This is a genomic window from Pseudomonas alcaligenes, assembly GCF_041729615.1.
Taxonomy (GTDB): Bacteria; Pseudomonadota; Gammaproteobacteria; order Pseudomonadales; family Pseudomonadaceae; genus Aquipseudomonas; species Aquipseudomonas alcaligenes_B.
The window spans coordinates 1,493,013-1,509,484 of the sequence record NZ_CP154874.1; the positions used below are offsets into that span (position 1 = coordinate 1,493,013).

Consider the following 16,472-nt stretch of genomic DNA (forward strand, 5'->3'; position numbering starts at 1 on the left):
ATTTCGTAGCTGGGCCGCCCTACCGGGGTGGCCGCGACGGGGCCGGGGCCCACAAGGCCCTCGCCGCAACACCCGATCCAAGCGCCCGCCACGCGGCGGGCACCACCGCCCACCACAGGAGTTACAAGATGAACAAGATCGCTCTGCTCGGCGCCCTGGCCCTGTCCGCCTGCGCCACCCTGGCCCAGGCCCAGGACACCCTGCGCATCGGCATCGAGGCGGCCTACCCGCCCTTCGCCTTCAAGACCCCGGAAGGCCAGATCAGCGGCTTCGACTACGACATCGGAAATGCCCTGTGCGCCGAGATGCAGGTCAAGTGCGAATGGGTCGAGCAGGCCTTCGACGGCCTGATTCCCTCGCTCAAGGTGCGCAAGGTCGACGCGGTACTGTCGTCCATGTCGATCACCCCGGACCGCCTGAAGTCGGTCGACTTCACCAAGAAGTACTACCACACCCCGGGCAAGCTGGTGATGAAGGCCGGCAGCGAGGTCAAGGACCCGCTGGTCGACCTGAAAGGCAAGAAGGTCGGCGTGCAGCGCGCCTCCACCTATGACCGCTACGCCAGCGACCGCTTCGCCGATGCCGGTATCGAAGTGGTGCGCTACGGCTCGCAGAACGAGGCCTTCCTCGACCTCGCTTCCGGCCGCATCGACGCCACCCTGGCCGACGTGGTGAACATCAGCGAAGGCTTCCTCAAGACCGACTCCGGCAAGGGCTTCGCCCTGGTCGGCCCGGACTTCAACGATCCCAAGTACTTTGGCAACGGCGCCGGCATCGCCGTGCGCAAGGGCGATAGCGCCACCGCCGACAAGTTCAGCGCGGCCATCGCCGCCCTGCGCGCCAACGGCAAGTACCAGGAAGTGCAAGGCAAGTACTTCGCCTACGACATCTACGGTCAGTAAGCGCCTGCCGCCGAAGGGGGTATCCGCCAGCGTGCGGATACCCCCTTTTTCATTGGGCCGCGCGCGGGGACTCGCGCCGCGCCCATCGGATACACTGCAGCCCTTCTCCAGCAGGACGCACCTACCATGACGCCCGCCCCGAGCAATATCACGGTCTACGCCTCCCCGGTGATGCGCAAGCTCGCCGCTGTCGCCCCCGACCTGCAGCCCTCGCTGCGCAAGGTGGCCGACTTCATCCTGCGCCACCCGCTGAAGGCCGCGACCCTGACCATCGAGGAACTGGCCCAGGCCACCGGCACCTCGCCGGCGGCGGTCAACCGCCTGGCGCGCGCCATGCAGCTCGGCGGCTTCAGCGCGCTGAAGACGGCGCTGGTGGCGACCCTGCAGGACCTGGTCTCGCCGGTGGACAAGCTGCGCAACGAACTGGCCCAGCGCAGCGACGGCAGCTTCGGTCTGCACGAGCAGATGCGCATCGCCGGCAGCAACCTGGGCAGCACCGCCAACGGCAACAGCCAGGACACCTTCGCCGCTGTCGTCGAGGTCCTGGCCAAGGCGCGCCGGGTGTACATCCTCGGCTTCGGCAACAGCGCCTACCTGGCCGGCCTGGCCGCCGCCAACCTGGTGCCCTACTGCGCCGACGCAGTGGCGGTGAGCATGGAAGGCGGCAACGAGAACGCCGCCTACCGCCTGGCCAGCATCACCGCCGAGGATGCCCTGCTGGCCATCTCCCTGCCGCGCTACTCGCTGGATACCCTGCAGCTGGCGCGCTACGCCCTGGAGCGCGGCGCCAAGGTGCTGGCCATCACCGACTCGCCGGCCTCGCCGCTGGCACCGATCGCCGACCACAGCCTGTTCGCCACCGCCGAGCATCCGGTGCTGATCAGCTCCAACATCGCCGTGCTGGCGCTGATCGAGAGCCTGGTGGCGGCGGTGATGACGCGCAACAAGGAAGCCGTGCGCCTGGCCGCCGAGCTGACCGAGAGCGTGCTGTCCTACCTGCACGTGCCGAACCAGGAGCCGCCACGGCGCAAGCGGCCGCGCAAGCGCGGCGACTGACTGCCCAATGAAAACGGAGGCCTCGGCCTCCGTTCTTGTCTGCGCCTGACGCTCAGTGACGCAGGCGATAACCGGTCCTGAAGATCCAGCTGACCACCAGCACGCAGGCCAGCAGGAAGCCGCCGATCATGCCCAGGCTCAGCCCCAGGCTGACGTCGGCGACGCCGAAGAAGGCCCAGCGGAAGGCGCTGATCAGGTACACCACCGGGTTGAACAGGGTGATCTTCTGCCACAGTTCGGGGAGCATGCTGATCGAGTAGAAGCTGCCGCCGAGGAAGGCCAGCGGCGTGACGATCAGCGCCGGCACGATCTGCAGCTTCTCCCAGCCATCGGCCCACACGCCGATGATGAAGCCGAACAGGCAGAAGGTGATGGCGGTGAGGATCAGCAGGGCCAGGGCCCAGAACGGGTGGGCCAGCTCGAAATCGACGAACAGCATCGAGGTGGCGAAGATGATCAGGCCGAGGATCACCGACTTGGTCGCCGCCGCGCCGACGTAGCCGACCAGGATCTCGAAGTAGGACACCGGCGCCGAGAGGATCTCGTAGATGGTCCCCGAGTACTTGGGCATGTAGATGCCGAACGAGGCGTTGCCGATGCTCTCGGTGAGCAGCGCCAGCATGATCAGGCCGGGCACGATGAAGGCGCCGTAGCTGACGCCGTGCACCTCGGTCATGCTGCTGCCGATGGCCGAGCCGAACACCACGAAGTACAGCGACGTGGAAATCACCGGGGTGGCGATGCTCTGCAGCAGGGTGCGCCAGGTGCGGGCCAGTTCGAACAGGTAGATGGCCTTGATGGCATAGAGGTTCATGCGCGCTCCTTGTCGTGCACCAGGCTGACGAAGATGTCCTCCAGCGAGCTCTCGCTGGACTGCAGGTCCTTGAAGTCGATGCCGTGCTGGGCCAGGTCCTTGAGCAGCTCGGCGATGCCGGTGTGCTCGCGCTGGGCGTCGAAGGTGAACAGCAGGGCGTGGCCCTCATCGACCAGCTCCAGGCCGTAGCTGGCCAGCTCCGCCGGCACGCTGGCCAGCGGATGCTTGAGCTGCAGGGTGAGCTGCTTCTTGCCGAGCTTGTGCATCAGCACCTGCTTGTCCTCCACCAGGATGATCTCGCCCTTGCGGATCACCCCGATGCGGTCGGCCATCTCCTCGGCTTCCTCGATGTAGTGGGTGGTGAGGATGATGGTCACGCCGCGCTCGCGCAGGCGCCGCACCATGTTCCACATGTCGCGGCGCAGCTCCACGTCGACCCCGGCGGTGGGCTCGTCGAGGAACAGGATCGACGGCTCGTGGCTCAATGCCTTGGCGATCATCACCCGGCGCTTCATGCCGCCGGACAGCTCGAAGATCTTGGCGTCGCGCTTGTCCCACAGCGACAGGTCCTTGAGCAGCTGCTCCAGGTACTGCGGGTCGGGCTTCTTGCCGAACAGGCCGCGGCTGAACCTGACCGTGGCCCAAACGGTTTCGAACACGTCGTTGACCAGCTCCTGGGGCACCAGGCCGATGGCCGAGCGCGCCGCGCGGTAGTCGGCCTTGATATCAAAGCCGGCGACCCGCACCCGGCCCGCGCCGGGATTGACGATGCCGCAGATGATGCTGATCAGGGTGGTCTTGCCGGCGCCGTTGGGGCCCAGCAGGGCGAAGATCTCGCCTTTGCGGATCTCCAGATTGATGTTCTGCAGGGCCGGATGGCCGGACTTGTAGGTCTTGCTCAGGTTCTCGACCGCGATTACCGATTCCACGGCGGCTCCTTGGTCTGACGGGAAAACGCCGATTGTAGAGCAGGAGCCGCCGCGGCGGTGGGCAAAGCTTGGCGCCGGGGTCAGGTTCGCTCGGCCTCGGCCAGGGCCTTGAGGCTGGCCAGGCCCTGCTCGAAGTCGCCGCCGACCATCTTGTCCATGTCGAACAGCAGACCCATGGCCTTGCCGATGAAGCCGTTGCGCCCGCTCATGCTCCAGGTCACGCGGGTGCCGCCAGCCTCGGGGGTGAAGCGGAACTCGGCCAGGTTGCTGGCGCGGAAGGGTTCGAGGAACTCCAGCTGGATCAGTACCCGCTGGCCCGGCTCGCTCTCGATAATGGTCGCGCTGCCCTTGCCCACCCCCTTGTTGCCGGCCCAGCGCTGGATGGCGCCAACGCCGCGTTCGGCACCCGCGTAGTCCACCTGCATAGCCGGGTCGCGCCTGGCCCAGGGCGACCAGTGCGGCCACTGGTGGAAGTCCTCGATCTGCGCCTGCAGTGCGGCGGGCCGCGCCTGGATCAGCGCCGAACGCTCGACGCGAAACTGGTCCGAGCGGCTGGCGACGAACACCGCCAGGCCGGCCACCAGCAGTACGACGACGATCAGAATGCTCATGCTCTTCCTTCCTTGCATCGGGGTTGTCTCCAAGGTGGCATCCAGCCTGGTCCTGCCCCCTCTCCCGTTCACGGGAGAGGGGTGCGCCCGGTTCACGGCTGCAGTTCGAACAGCGCCTGGCCATTCTCCGGATTGAACGGCGCCGAGAAGTGGTCGTGGACGATGCGCCATTGCCCACCAATGCGCCGGTAGCCCTGGGTCACGCGCATCCAGCAGCTATGGGCGTTGCCCTCGGCATCGGTACCGCCGCAATGGCAGAGGAAGTGGCCGAAGCCGACGTCGCCCTCGCCCCACTGCTGCAGCTGGTGCACCGCGAAGGTCATGGGGCCGCCACACATCTCCAGGCAGGCCTTCCAGTGCGCCTTGTAGGCCTCGCGGCCCTTGAACTGCAGCTGCAGGATGGCATCGAAGGCGACCAGCTCCTCGGCGTAGTGGCCGAGGATGGCCTCGACGTCGCCGGCGCGGTTGGCGGCTTCCCAGCTGTCGACCAGGGCGTTCAGTTCACTCGATATAGTGCTCATGGATTTGTTTCCTCGCGTTCAGGCGCAGCAGTCGTGCTGGGCGGCCGGTGCACCGTCGTACTGGTCGTGCAGGCGGGTCCAGTTGAGGCCCTTGCCGTCCAGGTTGGCCATGCCGCCCCAGCCCTCGCCACGGCCGAAGGGCGTGAGGTCGAGGTAGTGGTAGGCGTTCATCAGCATGTCCAGGCCACGGGCGTAGGTGGAGTAGGTGTGGAATACCCGCGCGCCGTCGCGCAGGAACACGCTGGCGCCGGGCAGCTCGCCCTTGATCATGTCCAGCTGGCCCATGCGTTTCAGCTCGGCCTCGCCCTGGTAGTTGTATTCCACCGGAGCCTGGCTGGCGTCGATGGTCACGTGGAAGTCGTAGTTGAAGCGGCTGCCGAACGAGGAGTACCAGGGCAGGTCCCAGCCCATGCGCTTCCTGAACGCCTGCAGCTCCGCCAGCGGCGCGTTGGAGACCAGCACCAGGCTGGTGTCGCGGGCATGCAGGTGGGCCAGGTGGCCGATATTGTCGGCGAGGAAGGAGCAGCCGGGGCAGCCTTCGCCTTTGTCGCGGTGGTACATGAAGTGGTAGACGATCAGCTGGCGCCGGCCGGCGAACAACTCGGCCAGGCCGACCTCGCCCTCGGGGCCGTTGAAGCGGTAGTCCGCCTCGATCTCCACCATCGGCAGGGCACGGCGCCGGGCGTTGAGCGCGTCGCGCTGGCGGGTCAGGGCCTTCTCCTCGGCCAGCAGCTGCAGGCGGGCGGCCAGCCACTCTTCGCGGCTGGCGACTTGCGGATACTCAGGATGCATCGTTGTTCCTCCTCGTGGCGGCGCGGCGGCAGCCGAGCCACAGGCCGATGCTGCCGGCACCGGCGACGCTGGCGCCGCCCAGGGCCAGGGCGGCCAGACAGAGCGGGCACACGGCCTCAGCCCTCGAGCTGCAGCTGGCGTACCGGCCGCACTTCGACGCTGCCGACCCGCGCGGCGGGAATGCCGCCGGCGATCTGCAATGCCTCGTTGAGGTCACGCGCCTCGATCAGGTAGAAGCCGGCCAGCTGCTCCTTGGTCTCGGCGAAGGGGCCGTCGGTGATGCTCAGCTTGCCGCCGCGCACGCGCACCGTGGTGGCGGTGGCCACCGGCTCCAGCGGCTCGGCGGCGAGCATGCGACCGCTCTGCTGGACGCTCTGGAAGTAGTCGTAGCACTCGCCGTCGCGCGGGCTGTCCGGCGAGTTGTGCAGGACGCTTTCGTCGCTGTAGATCAGGCACAGGTATTTCATCGCTCTCCTCCCTGGCAGCGGAAATCGCTGCTGTCATCCTCTGGTCGAACGGCGCATCGACATTTCGACAGGGCCGCGAAAAAAGTTTTCAGCCGCCCGGCAGCTCGGCCAGGCGGCGCTCGAGGAACTGCCGGTCCATGCCCTGCTGGCTCAGCTGCAGGGCGCGCCGGTAGGCGGCGCGGGCCTCCTCCCAGCGGCCCAGGCGGCGGTTGAGGTCGGCGCGCGCGGCATGGGCCAGGTGATAGTCGGCCAGCTCGCCACGGCCGAGAATCGCCTCCACCTGGCGCAGCCCGGCCTCGGCACCGTCGCGCATGGCCAGGGCCACGGCGCGGTTGAGCTCGATCACCGGCGACGGGTTGGCGGCCAGCAGTACCTCGTACAGCCCGACGATCTGCGCCCAGTCGGTGGACTCGATGTCCGCCGCCTCGGCATGCAGGGCGGAGATGGCCGCCTGCAGGCAGTAGGGGCCGACCTCGCCGGAAGCGAAGGCCGCCTGCACCTGCTGTTGGCCCTCGGCGATCAGCGCGCGGTCCCACAGGCCGCGGTCCTGCTCCTCGAGCAGCACCGGCAGGCCCTCGGCGTCGCTGCGCGCGGCGCGCCGCGACTCGTGCAGCAGCATCAGCGCCAGCAGGCCGCGCACCTCGGACTCCGGCAGCAGCTCGCACAGCAGGCGGCCGAGACGGATGGCCTCGGCACTCAGGTGCTGGCGGGTCAGCGCATCGCCGGAACTGGCGAAGTAACCTTCGTTGAACACCAGGTAGACCACCCGCAGCACCGCCTCCAGGCGCTCGGGCAGCTCGCGCCGGCCAGGCACTTCATAAGGAATGTGCGCATCGCGGATCTTGTTCTTGGCCCGCACGATGCGCTGGGCGATGGTCGGCGGCGAAGCCAGGAAGGCGCTGGCGATCTCCTCGGTGGTGAGGTCGCAAACTTCGCGCAGGGTCAGCGCCACCTGGGCGTCGGACGCCAGGGCCGGGTGGCAGCAGGTGAAGATCAGGCGCAGACGGTCGTCTTCCAGGTGCTCGCCATACTGATCCAGGTTCTGGGCCTCGCCGCCGACCGGCTCCTCGACCTCGTCAAGGGCCTGGAAGCGCTTGCCGCGACGCAATTGGTCGATGGCCTTGAAGCGTCCGGCGGACACCAGCCAGGCGCGCGGGTTGGCCGGCACGCCCTGTTCCGGCCACTGCTCCAGGGCGGCGCGGAAGGCCTCGTGCAGCGCCTCCTCGGCCAGGTCGAAGTCGCCCAGCAGGCGAATCAGGGTGGCCAGCACCCGGCGCGATTCCTCGCGGTAAAGGCGCTCCAGCGCTCGTTCGATCGTCTCTTGTTGTTGGTCCATCGGCCCTGTCCCTGCTAATGCCAGACCCAAGAGCCTAACCAGTGAGGCGCCGACGTGCACCCGCCGCGACGGATGGCTACCGGCACAGCGCCATCAGCGGCGCTTGGTATGGGAACGCAGCTTGTAGCGGTCGCCGGGGTGGATCAGGCGGGCGTAGCTGACCAGGTGCTCGTCCGACCAGGTGCGGCGGATCATCGACAGGCAGGGCGTGGCCGGGTCGATGTCCAGCCAGGCGGCGGTCTGCGCGTCCACCAGCACCGCCTCGACCACGTGCTCGACGTCGGAGATCGGGCAGCTGGCCACCAGCACCTCGTTGGGCGTCTGCTGGCTGAAATCGCTGTCCAGGTAGTGCGGCACCCAGCGCGGGTTGACGAAGCGGTCTTCCAGCTGGATCGGCACGCCATCCTCGCGGTGCACCAGGATGCTGTGGAACACCTGGGCGCCCAGGCGCAGGCCGAGGCGCAGGGCCACCTCGTCGTCGGCCGCCAGCGCCTCGCAGCGCAGCACGTCGTTGCTGTAGGCATGGCCACGGCCGCGCACCTCGGCGGCGATGTTCATCACCTCGTGCAGCGAGGATTCGGCCTTGCGATCGGTGACGAAGGTGCCGAGGCCGGCCTGGCGCACCAGGTAGCCCTGCTGCACCAGGTTGTTGATGGCCTTGTTGGCGGTCATGCGGCTGACGGCGAAGTCACGCGCCAGCTGCTCTTCCGGGGGAATCTGGTGGTGAACCGGGTAGGCGCCGCCGCGGATGCGTTCGAGCAGGAAGTCCTCGATGGCCTTGTAGCGCGGGGTGCTGCTGGTCACGGTGGCTCCTTGGAAATGCCCGGTTGCGGCGGATGATAGCGGAGCTTGGCGCCCCTCTCCCACTGGTGGGAGAGGGGACGGGGCAGCCCGCGTAGGGAGAGGGTACTGGCCCAGCCCTCTCCCCAACCCTCTCCCGTGAACGGGAGAGGGGGCGGCCCGTATGTCCCTTCAGTCCGTAGCCCGCTTCTTTAGTACATCAGCCCACCGACGGCAGCAGTCCGGCCGGCAGCAGCGGCGTCAGCACGCGCTCGGCCAGCAGGGCGTCGGCGGCGGCGATGTCCGGGGCGAAGAAGCGGTCCTCGACGTAGTAGGGCACCCTGGCGCGCAGGAGCTCACGGGCCTGCTCCAGGGCCGGCGAGCTGTGCAGGCCCTCGCGGAAGTCCAGGCCCTGGCAGGCGCCCAGCCATTCCACGGCGAGCACGCCACGGGTGTTGGCGGCCATGTCCCAGAGGCGCTTGCCGGCGTTCGGCGCCATCGACACATGGTCTTCCTGGTTGGCCGAAGTGGGTAGGCTGTCGACGCTGTGCGGGTGAGCCAGGGCCTTGTTGTCGCTGGCAAGGGCCGCGGCCGTGACCTGGGCGATCATGAAGCCGGAATTCACGCCCCCGTTCGCCACCAAAAACGGGGGTAATTGCGACATATGCTTGTCCATCATCAGCGAGATACGGCGCTCGGACAGCGAGCCCATCTCCGCAATCGCCAGGGCGATATTGTCGGCGGCCATGGCCACCGGCTCGGCGTGGAAGTTGCCACCGGAAATCACCTCGCCCTCGGCGGCGAACACCAGCGGGTTGTCCGACACCGCGTTGGCCTCCACCGCCAGCACCTCGGCGGCCTGGCGCAGCTGGGTCAGGCAGGCGCCCATCACCTGCGGCTGGCAGCGCAGCGAATAGGGGTCCTGTACCTTGTCGCAGGCGGCGTGGGAGCGGCCGACTTCGCTGCTGGCGCCGAGCAGGTGTCGGTAGGCGGCAGCCGCGTCGATCTGGCCTTTCTGCCCTCGGGCGGCATGGATGCGCGCATCGAAGGGCGCCCGCGAGCCCAGCGCCGCTTCCACGGTGAGGGCGCCGCAGACGCTGGCGGCGGCGTACAGGTCTTCGGCCTCGAACAGCCCGCGCAGGGCGTAGGCGGTGGACACCTGGGTGCCGTTGAGCAGGGCCAGGCCCTCCTTGGCGGCCAGGGTCATCGGCTCCAGGCCGGCGATGGCCAGCGCCTCGGTGGCCGGCAGCCACTCTCCTTTATAGCGAGCCTGGCTTTCGCCGAGCAGCACCAGCGACATATGCGCCAGCGGCGCCAGGTCGCCGGAGGCACCCACCGAGCCCTTCAGCGGGATATGCGGATAGACCTCGGCGTTGACCAGGGCGATCAGCGCCTCGATCACCTTGCGCCGGATGCCGGAGAAGCCGCGTGCCAGGCTGTTGATCTTGAGCAGCATGATCAGCCGCACCATGGCATCACTCAGCGGCTCGCCGATGCCGGCGGCGTGCGACAGCACCAGCGAGCGTTGCAGCTTCTCCAGGTCGGCGTTGGCGATGCGGGTCGAGGCCAGCAGGCCGAAGCCGGTGTTGATGCCGTAGGCGGTGCGGCCCTCGGCGATGATCTGGTTGACGCAGGCGACGCTGGCGTCGATGGCCTCATGGGCGCTCGCGTCCAGGGTCAGGTGCACGGGGGCCTGGTAGGCGGCGCGCAGGTGGGCCAGGGTCAGCTGGCCGGGTTTCAGGTTCAGCGTATTCATGGAATCTCTTTCCTCAACCAATCATCGGCAGGTTCAGGCCCTGCTCGCGGGCGCAATCGATGGCGATCTGGTAGCCGGCATCGGCGTGGCGCATCACCCCGGTGCCCGGGTCGTTGGTCAGCACGCGGGCGATGCGCGCGGCGGCTTCGTCGGTGCCATCGCAAACGATGACCATACCGGAATGCTGGGAGAAGCCCATGCCCACGCCGCCGCCATGGTGCAGGGAAACCCAGGTGGCGCCGCTGGCGGTATTCAGCAGGGCGTTGAGCAGCGGCCAGTCGGACACGGCGTCGGAGCCGTCGGCCATGGCCTCGGTCTCGCGGTTGGGGCTGGACACCGAGCCGCTGTCGAGGTGGTCGCGGCCAATGACGATGGGCGCGCTCAGCTCGCCGGAGCGGACCATCTCGTTGAAGGCCAGGCCCAGCTTGGCGCGCAGGCCCAGGCCGACCCAGCAGATACGCGCCGGCAGACCCTGAAACGAAATACGTTCCCTGGCCATATCCAGCCAGCGGTGCAGGTGGGCGTCGTCCGGGATCAGCTGCTTGACCTTGGCGTCGGTCTTGTAGATGTCCTGCGGATCACCGGACAGCGCCGCCCAGCGGAACGGGCCGATGCCACGGCAGAACAGCGGGCGGATATAGGCCGGAACGAAACCGGGGAAGTCGAAGGCGTTTGCCACCCCCTCCTCTTTCGCCATCTGGCGGATGTTGTTGCCGTAATCGAAGGTCGGCACGCCCTGCTTCTGGAAGTCGAGCATGGCCTGCACATGCACGGCCATCGACTGCTTGGCGGCCTTGACCACCGCTTGCGGGTCGGTCTGCGCGCGGTCGCGGTACTGCTCCCAGGTCCAGCCGATCGGCAGGTAGCCGTTGAGCGGATCGTGGGCGCTGGTCTGGTCGGTGACCATGTCCGGACGCACGCCGCGCTTGACCAGCTCCGGCAGGATCTCGGCGGCGTTGCCCAGCAGGGCGATGGAGATGGCCTTGCCCTCGGCGCAGTACTTGGCGATGCGCGCCAAGGCGTCGTCGAGGTCGTTGGCCTGCTCGTCGACGTAGCGGCTGCGCAGGCGGAAGTCGATGCGCGACTGCTGGCACTCGATGTTCAGCGAGCAGGCGCCGGCCAGGGTCGCGGCCAGCGGCTGGGCGCCGCCCATGCCACCGAGGCCTGCGGTCAGCACCCAGCGGCCCTTGAGGTTGCCGCCGTAATGCTGGCGGCCGGCCTCGACGAAGGTCTCGTAGGTGCCCTGGACGATGCCCTGGCTGCCGATGTAGATCCACGAGCCGGCGGTCATCTGGCCGTACATGGCCAGGCCCTTGGCATCCAGTTCGTTGAAGTGTTCCCAGCTGGCCCAGTGCGGCACCAGGTTGGAGTTGGCGATCAGCACGCGCGGGGCATTGCTGTGGGTCTTGAACACGCCGACCGGCTTGCCGGACTGCACCAGCAGGGTCTCGTCGTCGTTCAGCGCTTTCAGGGTCTCGACGATCTTGTCGTAGCACTCCCAGTTGCGCGCGGCGCGGCCGATGCCGCCGTACACCACCAGCTCCTTGGGGTTCTCGGCCACGTCCGGGTCGAGGTTGTTCATCAGCATGCGCAGCGGCGCTTCGGTCAGCCAGCTCTTGGCGTTCAGCGTGGTGCCGCGCGGGGCGCGGATTTCAACGTCACGGTACTTGGTGGTCACAGCGGTTTCCTCTTGTTGTTCGGCGCTCAGAGGCTGAGCAGGTGGATGAGGCGCGCCGCCGCCTTGGCGGTGCGGCTATCGATGTCGTGTTCGGGGTTGAGCTCGGCGAAGTCGACCAGGCGCAGCTTGCCGCTGGCCTTGAGCCGTTCGATCAAGGGTTCCAGCAGCTCCAGGCGCACCCCGCGGGCGGCCGGGGCGCTGACCCCGGGGGCCTCGCAGGCCGGCAGCACGTCGATGTCGAAGGTCAGGTAGAGGGCGTCGCAGCCGGCGGCGAAGGCGTCCAGCTCGGCGCCGATGGCGTCCAGGGTCGACTCGCGGATCTCGCGGTCCTCGCGCACCAGTACGCCCAGCTCGGCGGCGCGGGCGAACAGCGCGCGGGTATTGCTGGCACGGCTGACGCCGAGGCAGGCATAGCGGAACGGCCAGCCGCGCGCGGCGCTGGCCTCGGCGATCTGGGCGAAGGGGGTGCCGGAGGAATGCACATGGGCCGGGTCGCGCAGATCGAAATGGGCGTCGAAATTGACGATGCCGATCTTTGGGGACGGAGTGCCGGAGAGATGCTCGGCCAGGCCCGACCAGCTGCCGAAGGCCACCTCGTGGCCGCCACCGAGGACGATGGGCAAGTGGCCGGCATCCAGCAGCGCGCAGACGTTGCGCCCCAGGCGCGCCTGCGCGCCTTCCAGGTCGCCGTCTTCGCAGGCCACGTCGCCGGCGTCATAGGCCGGCGCCTGGCGATGCCAGGCCAGGTTGGCCAGGGCCTTGCGCAGGGCCTGCGGTCCGCCGGCGGCGCCGGCGCGGCCGTGGTTGCGGCGCACGCCCTCGTCGCAGGCGAAGCCGAGCAGGGCCAGGCCCGGCTGGCTGTCTTCGCTCAGCGCGCGAATGCGCTGGTGCCAGCGCGGGCTGTCCGGCTCGGGGTCGATGCGCCCGCTCCAGCAGGCCATGGAAAGGCGGTCAGCTTGCATGGGTAATCTCTCCGCAGAAGATGCGCTGGCGCAGGCGCCCGGCCTGCACCGCGTAGGCCAGCTCGGCGGGCTGGCGGATATCCCACAGGCACAGGTCGGCGGGCGCGCCGACGGCGATGCGACCCAGCTCCGGCCGGCCCAGGGCGCGGGCGGCGTGGGCGGTCATGCCGGCCAGGGCCTCGCGCGGGGTGAGGCGGAACAGGGTGCAGGCCAGGTGGGCCATCAGGGTGGGCAGGCAGATAGGCGAGGTGCCGGGGTTGGCGTCGCTGGCCACGGCCATCGGCACCTGGTACTGGCGCAGCAGCTCGATGGGCGGCAGCTGGGTCTCGCGTAGCACCTGGAAGGCGCCGGGCAACAGCACCGCCACCGTGCCGGCTTCGGCCATGGCGCGCACACCGGCCTCGTCGAGGTATTCGACATGGTCGGCGGACAGTGCGCCGTAGCGCGCGGCCAGGGCGCTGCCACCGAGATTGGACAGCTGCTCGGCATGCGCCTTGATCGCCAGGCCATGCTCGCGCGCGGCCTGGAAGATGCGCTCGCACTGCGCCGGGGAGAAGCCGATGCCCTCGCAGAACACGTCCACCGCGTCGGCCAGGCTTTCACTGGCAGCCGCCGGGATCATCTCGTCGCAGACCAGGCTCACATAGTCGTCGGCGCGCCCGGCGTATTCCGGCGGCAAGGCATGGGCGCCGAGCAGCGTGGTCACCACCCGCACCGGGCGCAGCTCGCCGAGCTGGCGGGCCACGCGCAGCATCTTCAGCTCGTCGGCGACGGTCAGGCCGTAGCCGGACTTGATCTCCACCGTGGTCACGCCATCGGCCAGCAGCGCATCGAGGCGCGGCAGGCTGGCGGCGACCAGCTGGTCCTCGCTGGCCGCGCGGGTGGCGCGCACGCTGCTGAGGATGCCGCCGCCGGCGCGGGCGATTTCCTCGTAGCTGACGCCTTCCAGGCGCTGCTCGAACTCGCCGGCACGGTCGCCGGCGTACACCAGATGGGTGTGGCAGTCGACCAGGCCCGGCGTCATCACCCCGCCGCGCCCGGCCTTTTCGGCACCGATGGCCAGGGCCGGGTCGAACTCGCGCTCGGGCCACAGGCCGGCGATGTGGTCGCCCTCCACCAGCACGGCCATGGGCTCGGGCAGCACCTGCAGGCCATCGAAGAGGGTCAGGTCGCGCCAGAGCAGGCGCTTGCGGGAAGACTGGGACATTGCGGAGCTATCCTCGGCGTTAATGTATATACATTTAAACCGTGACCAGCGAGTCGTCAACCCCCACACTGCAATCCAGGCAGCCAAACTTGCATAAATACATATTGAAAACCGCACCACGGGATGGACGGGGAGCCGTCTTTTGCTCAAATATGTATATACATTAAGGGGAGAAAAACATGCCCATCCAGCTCATCGACCTCGACTGTCTGCCCGCCAGCCCCTGGAAGAACGGCGGTGGCAGCACCCGCCAGCTGGCCATCGCCCCGGCCGCGGCCGGGCTGGATGACTTCGCCTGGCGCATCAGCTGCGCGCGGGTGAGCGGCGCCGGCCCCTTCTCCGCCTTCCCCGGCATCCAGCGCAGCCTGGCGCTGCTGGAGGGCGAACTGCTGCTGCAACGGCAGAGCGGTACCACGACCTTGCGCGCCGGCGGCGAAGCGCTGGACTTTCCCGGCGAAGAGGCGATCAGCGCCACGCCGCTGGCCGGCGAGGTGTTCGATCTGAACCTGATGAGTCGGCGCGACGAGTGGCAGCAGGTGCTGCGCTCTCTGCAGCTGCATGGGGAAATGCCACTGGCCGAGCTCGCCGAGGTGCGTCTGCTGCTGTGCAGTGCCGGCATGCTGAGGGTGCGCCTGCAGGACGGCCGCGAGTTCGCCCTGCGCCCCCACCAGGCCTTGCTGCTGAACGACGAGCCGGGCGAGCTGCACCTGCACGGCCAGCACGCACACTGCTATCTGGGCCTGCTGCGCCGGCTGAGCTGAGGGCAGGTAGCCCGGATGCAATCCGGGGAGGCAGGCGGCCCCGTTCCCGGATTGCAGCCGGGCTACATCAGGCCGGGCCTGTGCATGCCCTCTCCCCCTATGCCGAATTGCCGGCCGCAACGAAAAGACCCCGCCGAGGCGGGGTCTTGTCTGTCAGCACCTGACGCTTACTGCGGCTGGGCCGCCAGCAGGTCGTTGTCGTTGCGCTTGAACTGCGGCAGCAGGGAACCGATGACCATGCCGGCCAGGCTGAACAGCAGGCCGGCCAGTTGCGGCGGCCAGAACGCCTCCTCGGTCCAGGTGAACTCCAGGTAGATCCAGGACACCAGGCCGAAGGCGATGGAAACCAGGGCGCCCTGGGTGGTGGCGCGCTTCCAGAACAGGCCGGCGAACAGCGGCACCACGGCGGCGACCAGCGTCACGCAGTAGGCGCTGCCGACCATCTCGTAGATGCTGGCATCGGAGTTCAGGGCGAAGGTCAGGGTGGCGGCGGCGCAGGCCAGGATGGTGCAACGCATCAGCAGCAGGAACTGCTTGTCGTTGAGTTCCGGCAGGAAGCGCTTGAACACGTTCTCGGCCAGGGTCACCGAGGGTGCCAGCAGGGTGCCGGAGGCGGTCGACATGATGGCCGACAGCAGCGCGCCGAAGAACATGATCTGGGCGAACAGCGGGGTCTTCTCCAGGATCATCAGCGGCAGGATCATCTGCGAGTCCTCGGCCAGCCACTTCTGCACCAGAGCCGGGTCGATCATCGAGGCGGCGTACACCAGGAAGATCGGCAGCATGCAGAAGCCCAGGTAGAACACGGCGCCGGCCATGGAGGCGCGGGCGGCGACGTTTTCGTTCTTGGCCGACATCACCCGCTGGTACACGTCCTGCTGCGGAATGGAGCCGAGCATCATGGTCACCGCCGCGCCGATGAAGGCGACTATGTCCTTCGGCTCGAAGCTGTGCATGAAGGTGAACTTGCCCTCGCTGGCCGCCTGGCTGATCACCACATCGGCGCCGCCGGCCATGTCGCTGAACAGCCAGACCAGGTAGACCAGGCCGACCACGATGATGATCATCTGGAAGAAGTCGGTCAGGGCGATCGACCACATGCCGCCGAACAGGGTGTACAGCAGCACGATGAAGGTGCCGAGCAGCATGCCCTGGGTGGTGCTGATGGAACCGTCGGAGATGACGTTGAACACCACGCCGAGGGCGATCAGCTGCGCGGCGATCCAGCCCAGGTAGGACATGACGATGACCAGACTGACGATCAGCTCGACCTGCGAGCCATAGCGCTTCTTGAAGTAGTCACCGATGGTCAGCAGGTTCAGGCGGTAAAGCGGGCGAGCGATGATCGCGCCGACGATGAACAGGCACCAGAAGGAACCGAAGGGGTCCTCGACGATGCCGGCGAAGCCTTCCTCGAGGAAGGTGGCGGGAATGCCCAGCACCGCCTCGGAACCGAACCAGGTGGCGAACACCATGGCCGCGACGATGGGGAAGCCCATGCTGCGACCGCCGGCGGCGAAGTCACGGGTGTTGTGCACCCGAGTGGAGGCATAGAAACCGATGGCGACTGTGGCCAGCAGGTACAGCGCGACGAACCAGATCAGCATGTTTTCCCGTTCCAGTGACATCGGTCCGCCGCATGCTGCCCCGCAAGGCGGAGGGGCTGGGACGGCGGACAACAGGTTTTTGTTATGGCCGTCCTGGCCTGTACCGAGCCCGAGGCTCGACCAGCCCGACAGGCTCGGCCGCGCAGTCTGGCAAAACCGTAAAATATGTCAAACAAAAATGACGAAATGCCTGCACATTTTTCCCGACACTGATCGGGCAAGCCAGATAAGCCGATGACCAGCCGGTCTTTTTCCCGAGAGCGGCAAGCCAGCCAGTTTTATATTTTTGACAC

The 16,472-nt window shown here is 67.9% G+C and carries 17 protein-coding genes; 3 read left to right on the forward strand and 14 right to left on the reverse strand.

What is annotated here, in order from left to right; all coding sequences use genetic code 11:
- Nucleotides 1–128: 128 nt before the first annotated feature.
- On the forward strand, nucleotides 129–902 hold the full coding sequence (locus tag AAG092_RS07225) for an ABC transporter substrate-binding protein (RefSeq protein WP_110680869.1): 774 nt from the start codon (nucleotides 129–131) through the stop codon (nucleotides 900–902).
- Between the two features lie 126 nt (nucleotides 903–1,028).
- Nucleotides 1,029–1,958 carry a MurR/RpiR family transcriptional regulator gene (locus AAG092_RS07230; RefSeq protein ID WP_373389140.1) on the forward strand — a complete coding sequence of 310 codons (930 nt, stop codon included), beginning with the start codon at nucleotides 1,029–1,031 and terminating at the stop codon, nucleotides 1,956–1,958.
- Nucleotides 1,959–2,010: 52 nt separating this feature from the next.
- On the opposite strand, the gene AAG092_RS07235 is transcribed toward AAG092_RS07230, so the two are convergent.
- The 13 genes from AAG092_RS07235 to hutI all read right to left on the reverse strand — a co-directional run bounded on the left by AAG092_RS07235 (nucleotide 2,011) and on the right by hutI (nucleotide 13,811).
- Nucleotides 2,011–2,772: an ABC transporter permease gene (locus AAG092_RS07235; RefSeq protein ID WP_110680867.1), complete on the reverse strand. Its 762-nt coding sequence runs from the start codon at nucleotides 2,770–2,772 to the stop codon at nucleotides 2,011–2,013.
- On the reverse strand, nucleotides 2,769–3,701 hold the full coding sequence (locus tag AAG092_RS07240) for an ABC transporter ATP-binding protein (protein ID WP_373389141.1): 933 nt from the start codon (nucleotides 3,699–3,701) through the stop codon (nucleotides 2,769–2,771). The genes AAG092_RS07235 and AAG092_RS07240 overlap by 4 nt, the downstream gene beginning before the upstream one ends.
- A gap of 80 nt (nucleotides 3,702–3,781) precedes the next feature.
- Complete coding sequence (locus AAG092_RS07245) at nucleotides 3,782–4,312, reverse strand: SRPBCC family protein (protein ID WP_373389142.1); 531 nt, start codon at nucleotides 4,310–4,312, stop codon at nucleotides 3,782–3,784.
- A gap of 92 nt (nucleotides 4,313–4,404) precedes the next feature.
- Complete coding sequence (locus AAG092_RS07250) at nucleotides 4,405–4,833, reverse strand: nuclear transport factor 2 family protein (protein WP_373389143.1); 429 nt, start codon at nucleotides 4,831–4,833, stop codon at nucleotides 4,405–4,407.
- Nucleotides 4,834–4,851: 18 nt separating this feature from the next.
- A complete protein-coding gene (locus tag AAG092_RS07255) occupies nucleotides 4,852–5,625 on the reverse strand; it encodes a DUF899 domain-containing protein (protein ID WP_280001682.1) in 774 nt (257 codons plus the stop codon).
- Complete coding sequence (locus AAG092_RS07260; protein WP_373389144.1) at nucleotides 5,615–5,737, reverse strand: hypothetical protein; 123 nt, start codon at nucleotides 5,735–5,737, stop codon at nucleotides 5,615–5,617. The genes AAG092_RS07255 and AAG092_RS07260 overlap by 11 nt, the downstream gene beginning before the upstream one ends.
- A 4-nt stretch (nucleotides 5,738–5,741) precedes the next feature.
- Nucleotides 5,742–6,092 (reverse strand): YciI family protein, encoded by a 351-nt coding sequence (locus AAG092_RS07265; protein WP_110680862.1) that lies wholly within the window; start codon nucleotides 6,090–6,092, stop codon nucleotides 5,742–5,744.
- 88 nt (nucleotides 6,093–6,180) lie between these two features.
- Nucleotides 6,181–7,428, reverse strand: a complete 1,248-nt coding sequence (locus AAG092_RS07270; protein WP_373389145.1) for an RNA polymerase sigma factor — start codon at nucleotides 7,426–7,428, stop codon at nucleotides 6,181–6,183.
- A gap of 93 nt (nucleotides 7,429–7,521) precedes the next feature.
- The gene (gene hutC / locus AAG092_RS07275; RefSeq protein WP_110680860.1) at nucleotides 7,522–8,232 is read right to left on the reverse strand and encodes a histidine utilization repressor; all 711 of its coding nucleotides are present in this window, start codon (nucleotides 8,230–8,232) and stop codon (nucleotides 7,522–7,524) included.
- Between the two features lie 196 nt (nucleotides 8,233–8,428).
- Nucleotides 8,429–9,964 (reverse strand): histidine ammonia-lyase, encoded by a 1,536-nt coding sequence (gene hutH / locus AAG092_RS07280; protein WP_373389146.1) that lies wholly within the window; start codon nucleotides 9,962–9,964, stop codon nucleotides 8,429–8,431.
- Nucleotides 9,965–9,977: 13 nt separating this feature from the next.
- On the reverse strand, nucleotides 9,978–11,642 hold the full coding sequence (gene hutU, locus AAG092_RS07285) for a urocanate hydratase (RefSeq protein ID WP_373389147.1): 1,665 nt from the start codon (nucleotides 11,640–11,642) through the stop codon (nucleotides 9,978–9,980).
- Nucleotides 11,643–11,668: 26 nt separating this feature from the next.
- Entirely contained in the window at nucleotides 11,669–12,604 is a 936-nt protein-coding gene (hutG, locus tag AAG092_RS07290) for a formimidoylglutamase (RefSeq protein ID WP_373389148.1), read from the reverse strand.
- Complete coding sequence (hutI, locus tag AAG092_RS07295; RefSeq protein ID WP_373389149.1) at nucleotides 12,594–13,811, reverse strand: imidazolonepropionase; 1,218 nt, start codon at nucleotides 13,809–13,811, stop codon at nucleotides 12,594–12,596. Before hutI ends, hutG begins: the two co-directional genes overlap by 11 nt.
- Nucleotides 13,812–13,990: 179 nt before the next feature.
- Between hutI and AAG092_RS07300 the strand changes: the two genes are divergently transcribed.
- On the forward strand, nucleotides 13,991–14,572 hold the full coding sequence (locus tag AAG092_RS07300) for a HutD family protein (protein ID WP_373389150.1): 582 nt from the start codon (nucleotides 13,991–13,993) through the stop codon (nucleotides 14,570–14,572).
- Between the two features lie 167 nt (nucleotides 14,573–14,739).
- Here AAG092_RS07300 and AAG092_RS07305 read toward each other — a convergent pair whose 3' ends face one another.
- The gene (locus AAG092_RS07305) at nucleotides 14,740–16,179 is read right to left on the reverse strand and encodes a sodium:solute symporter family protein (protein WP_373389151.1); all 1,440 of its coding nucleotides are present in this window, start codon (nucleotides 16,177–16,179) and stop codon (nucleotides 14,740–14,742) included.
- Between the last annotated feature and the right edge of the window lie 293 nt (nucleotides 16,180–16,472).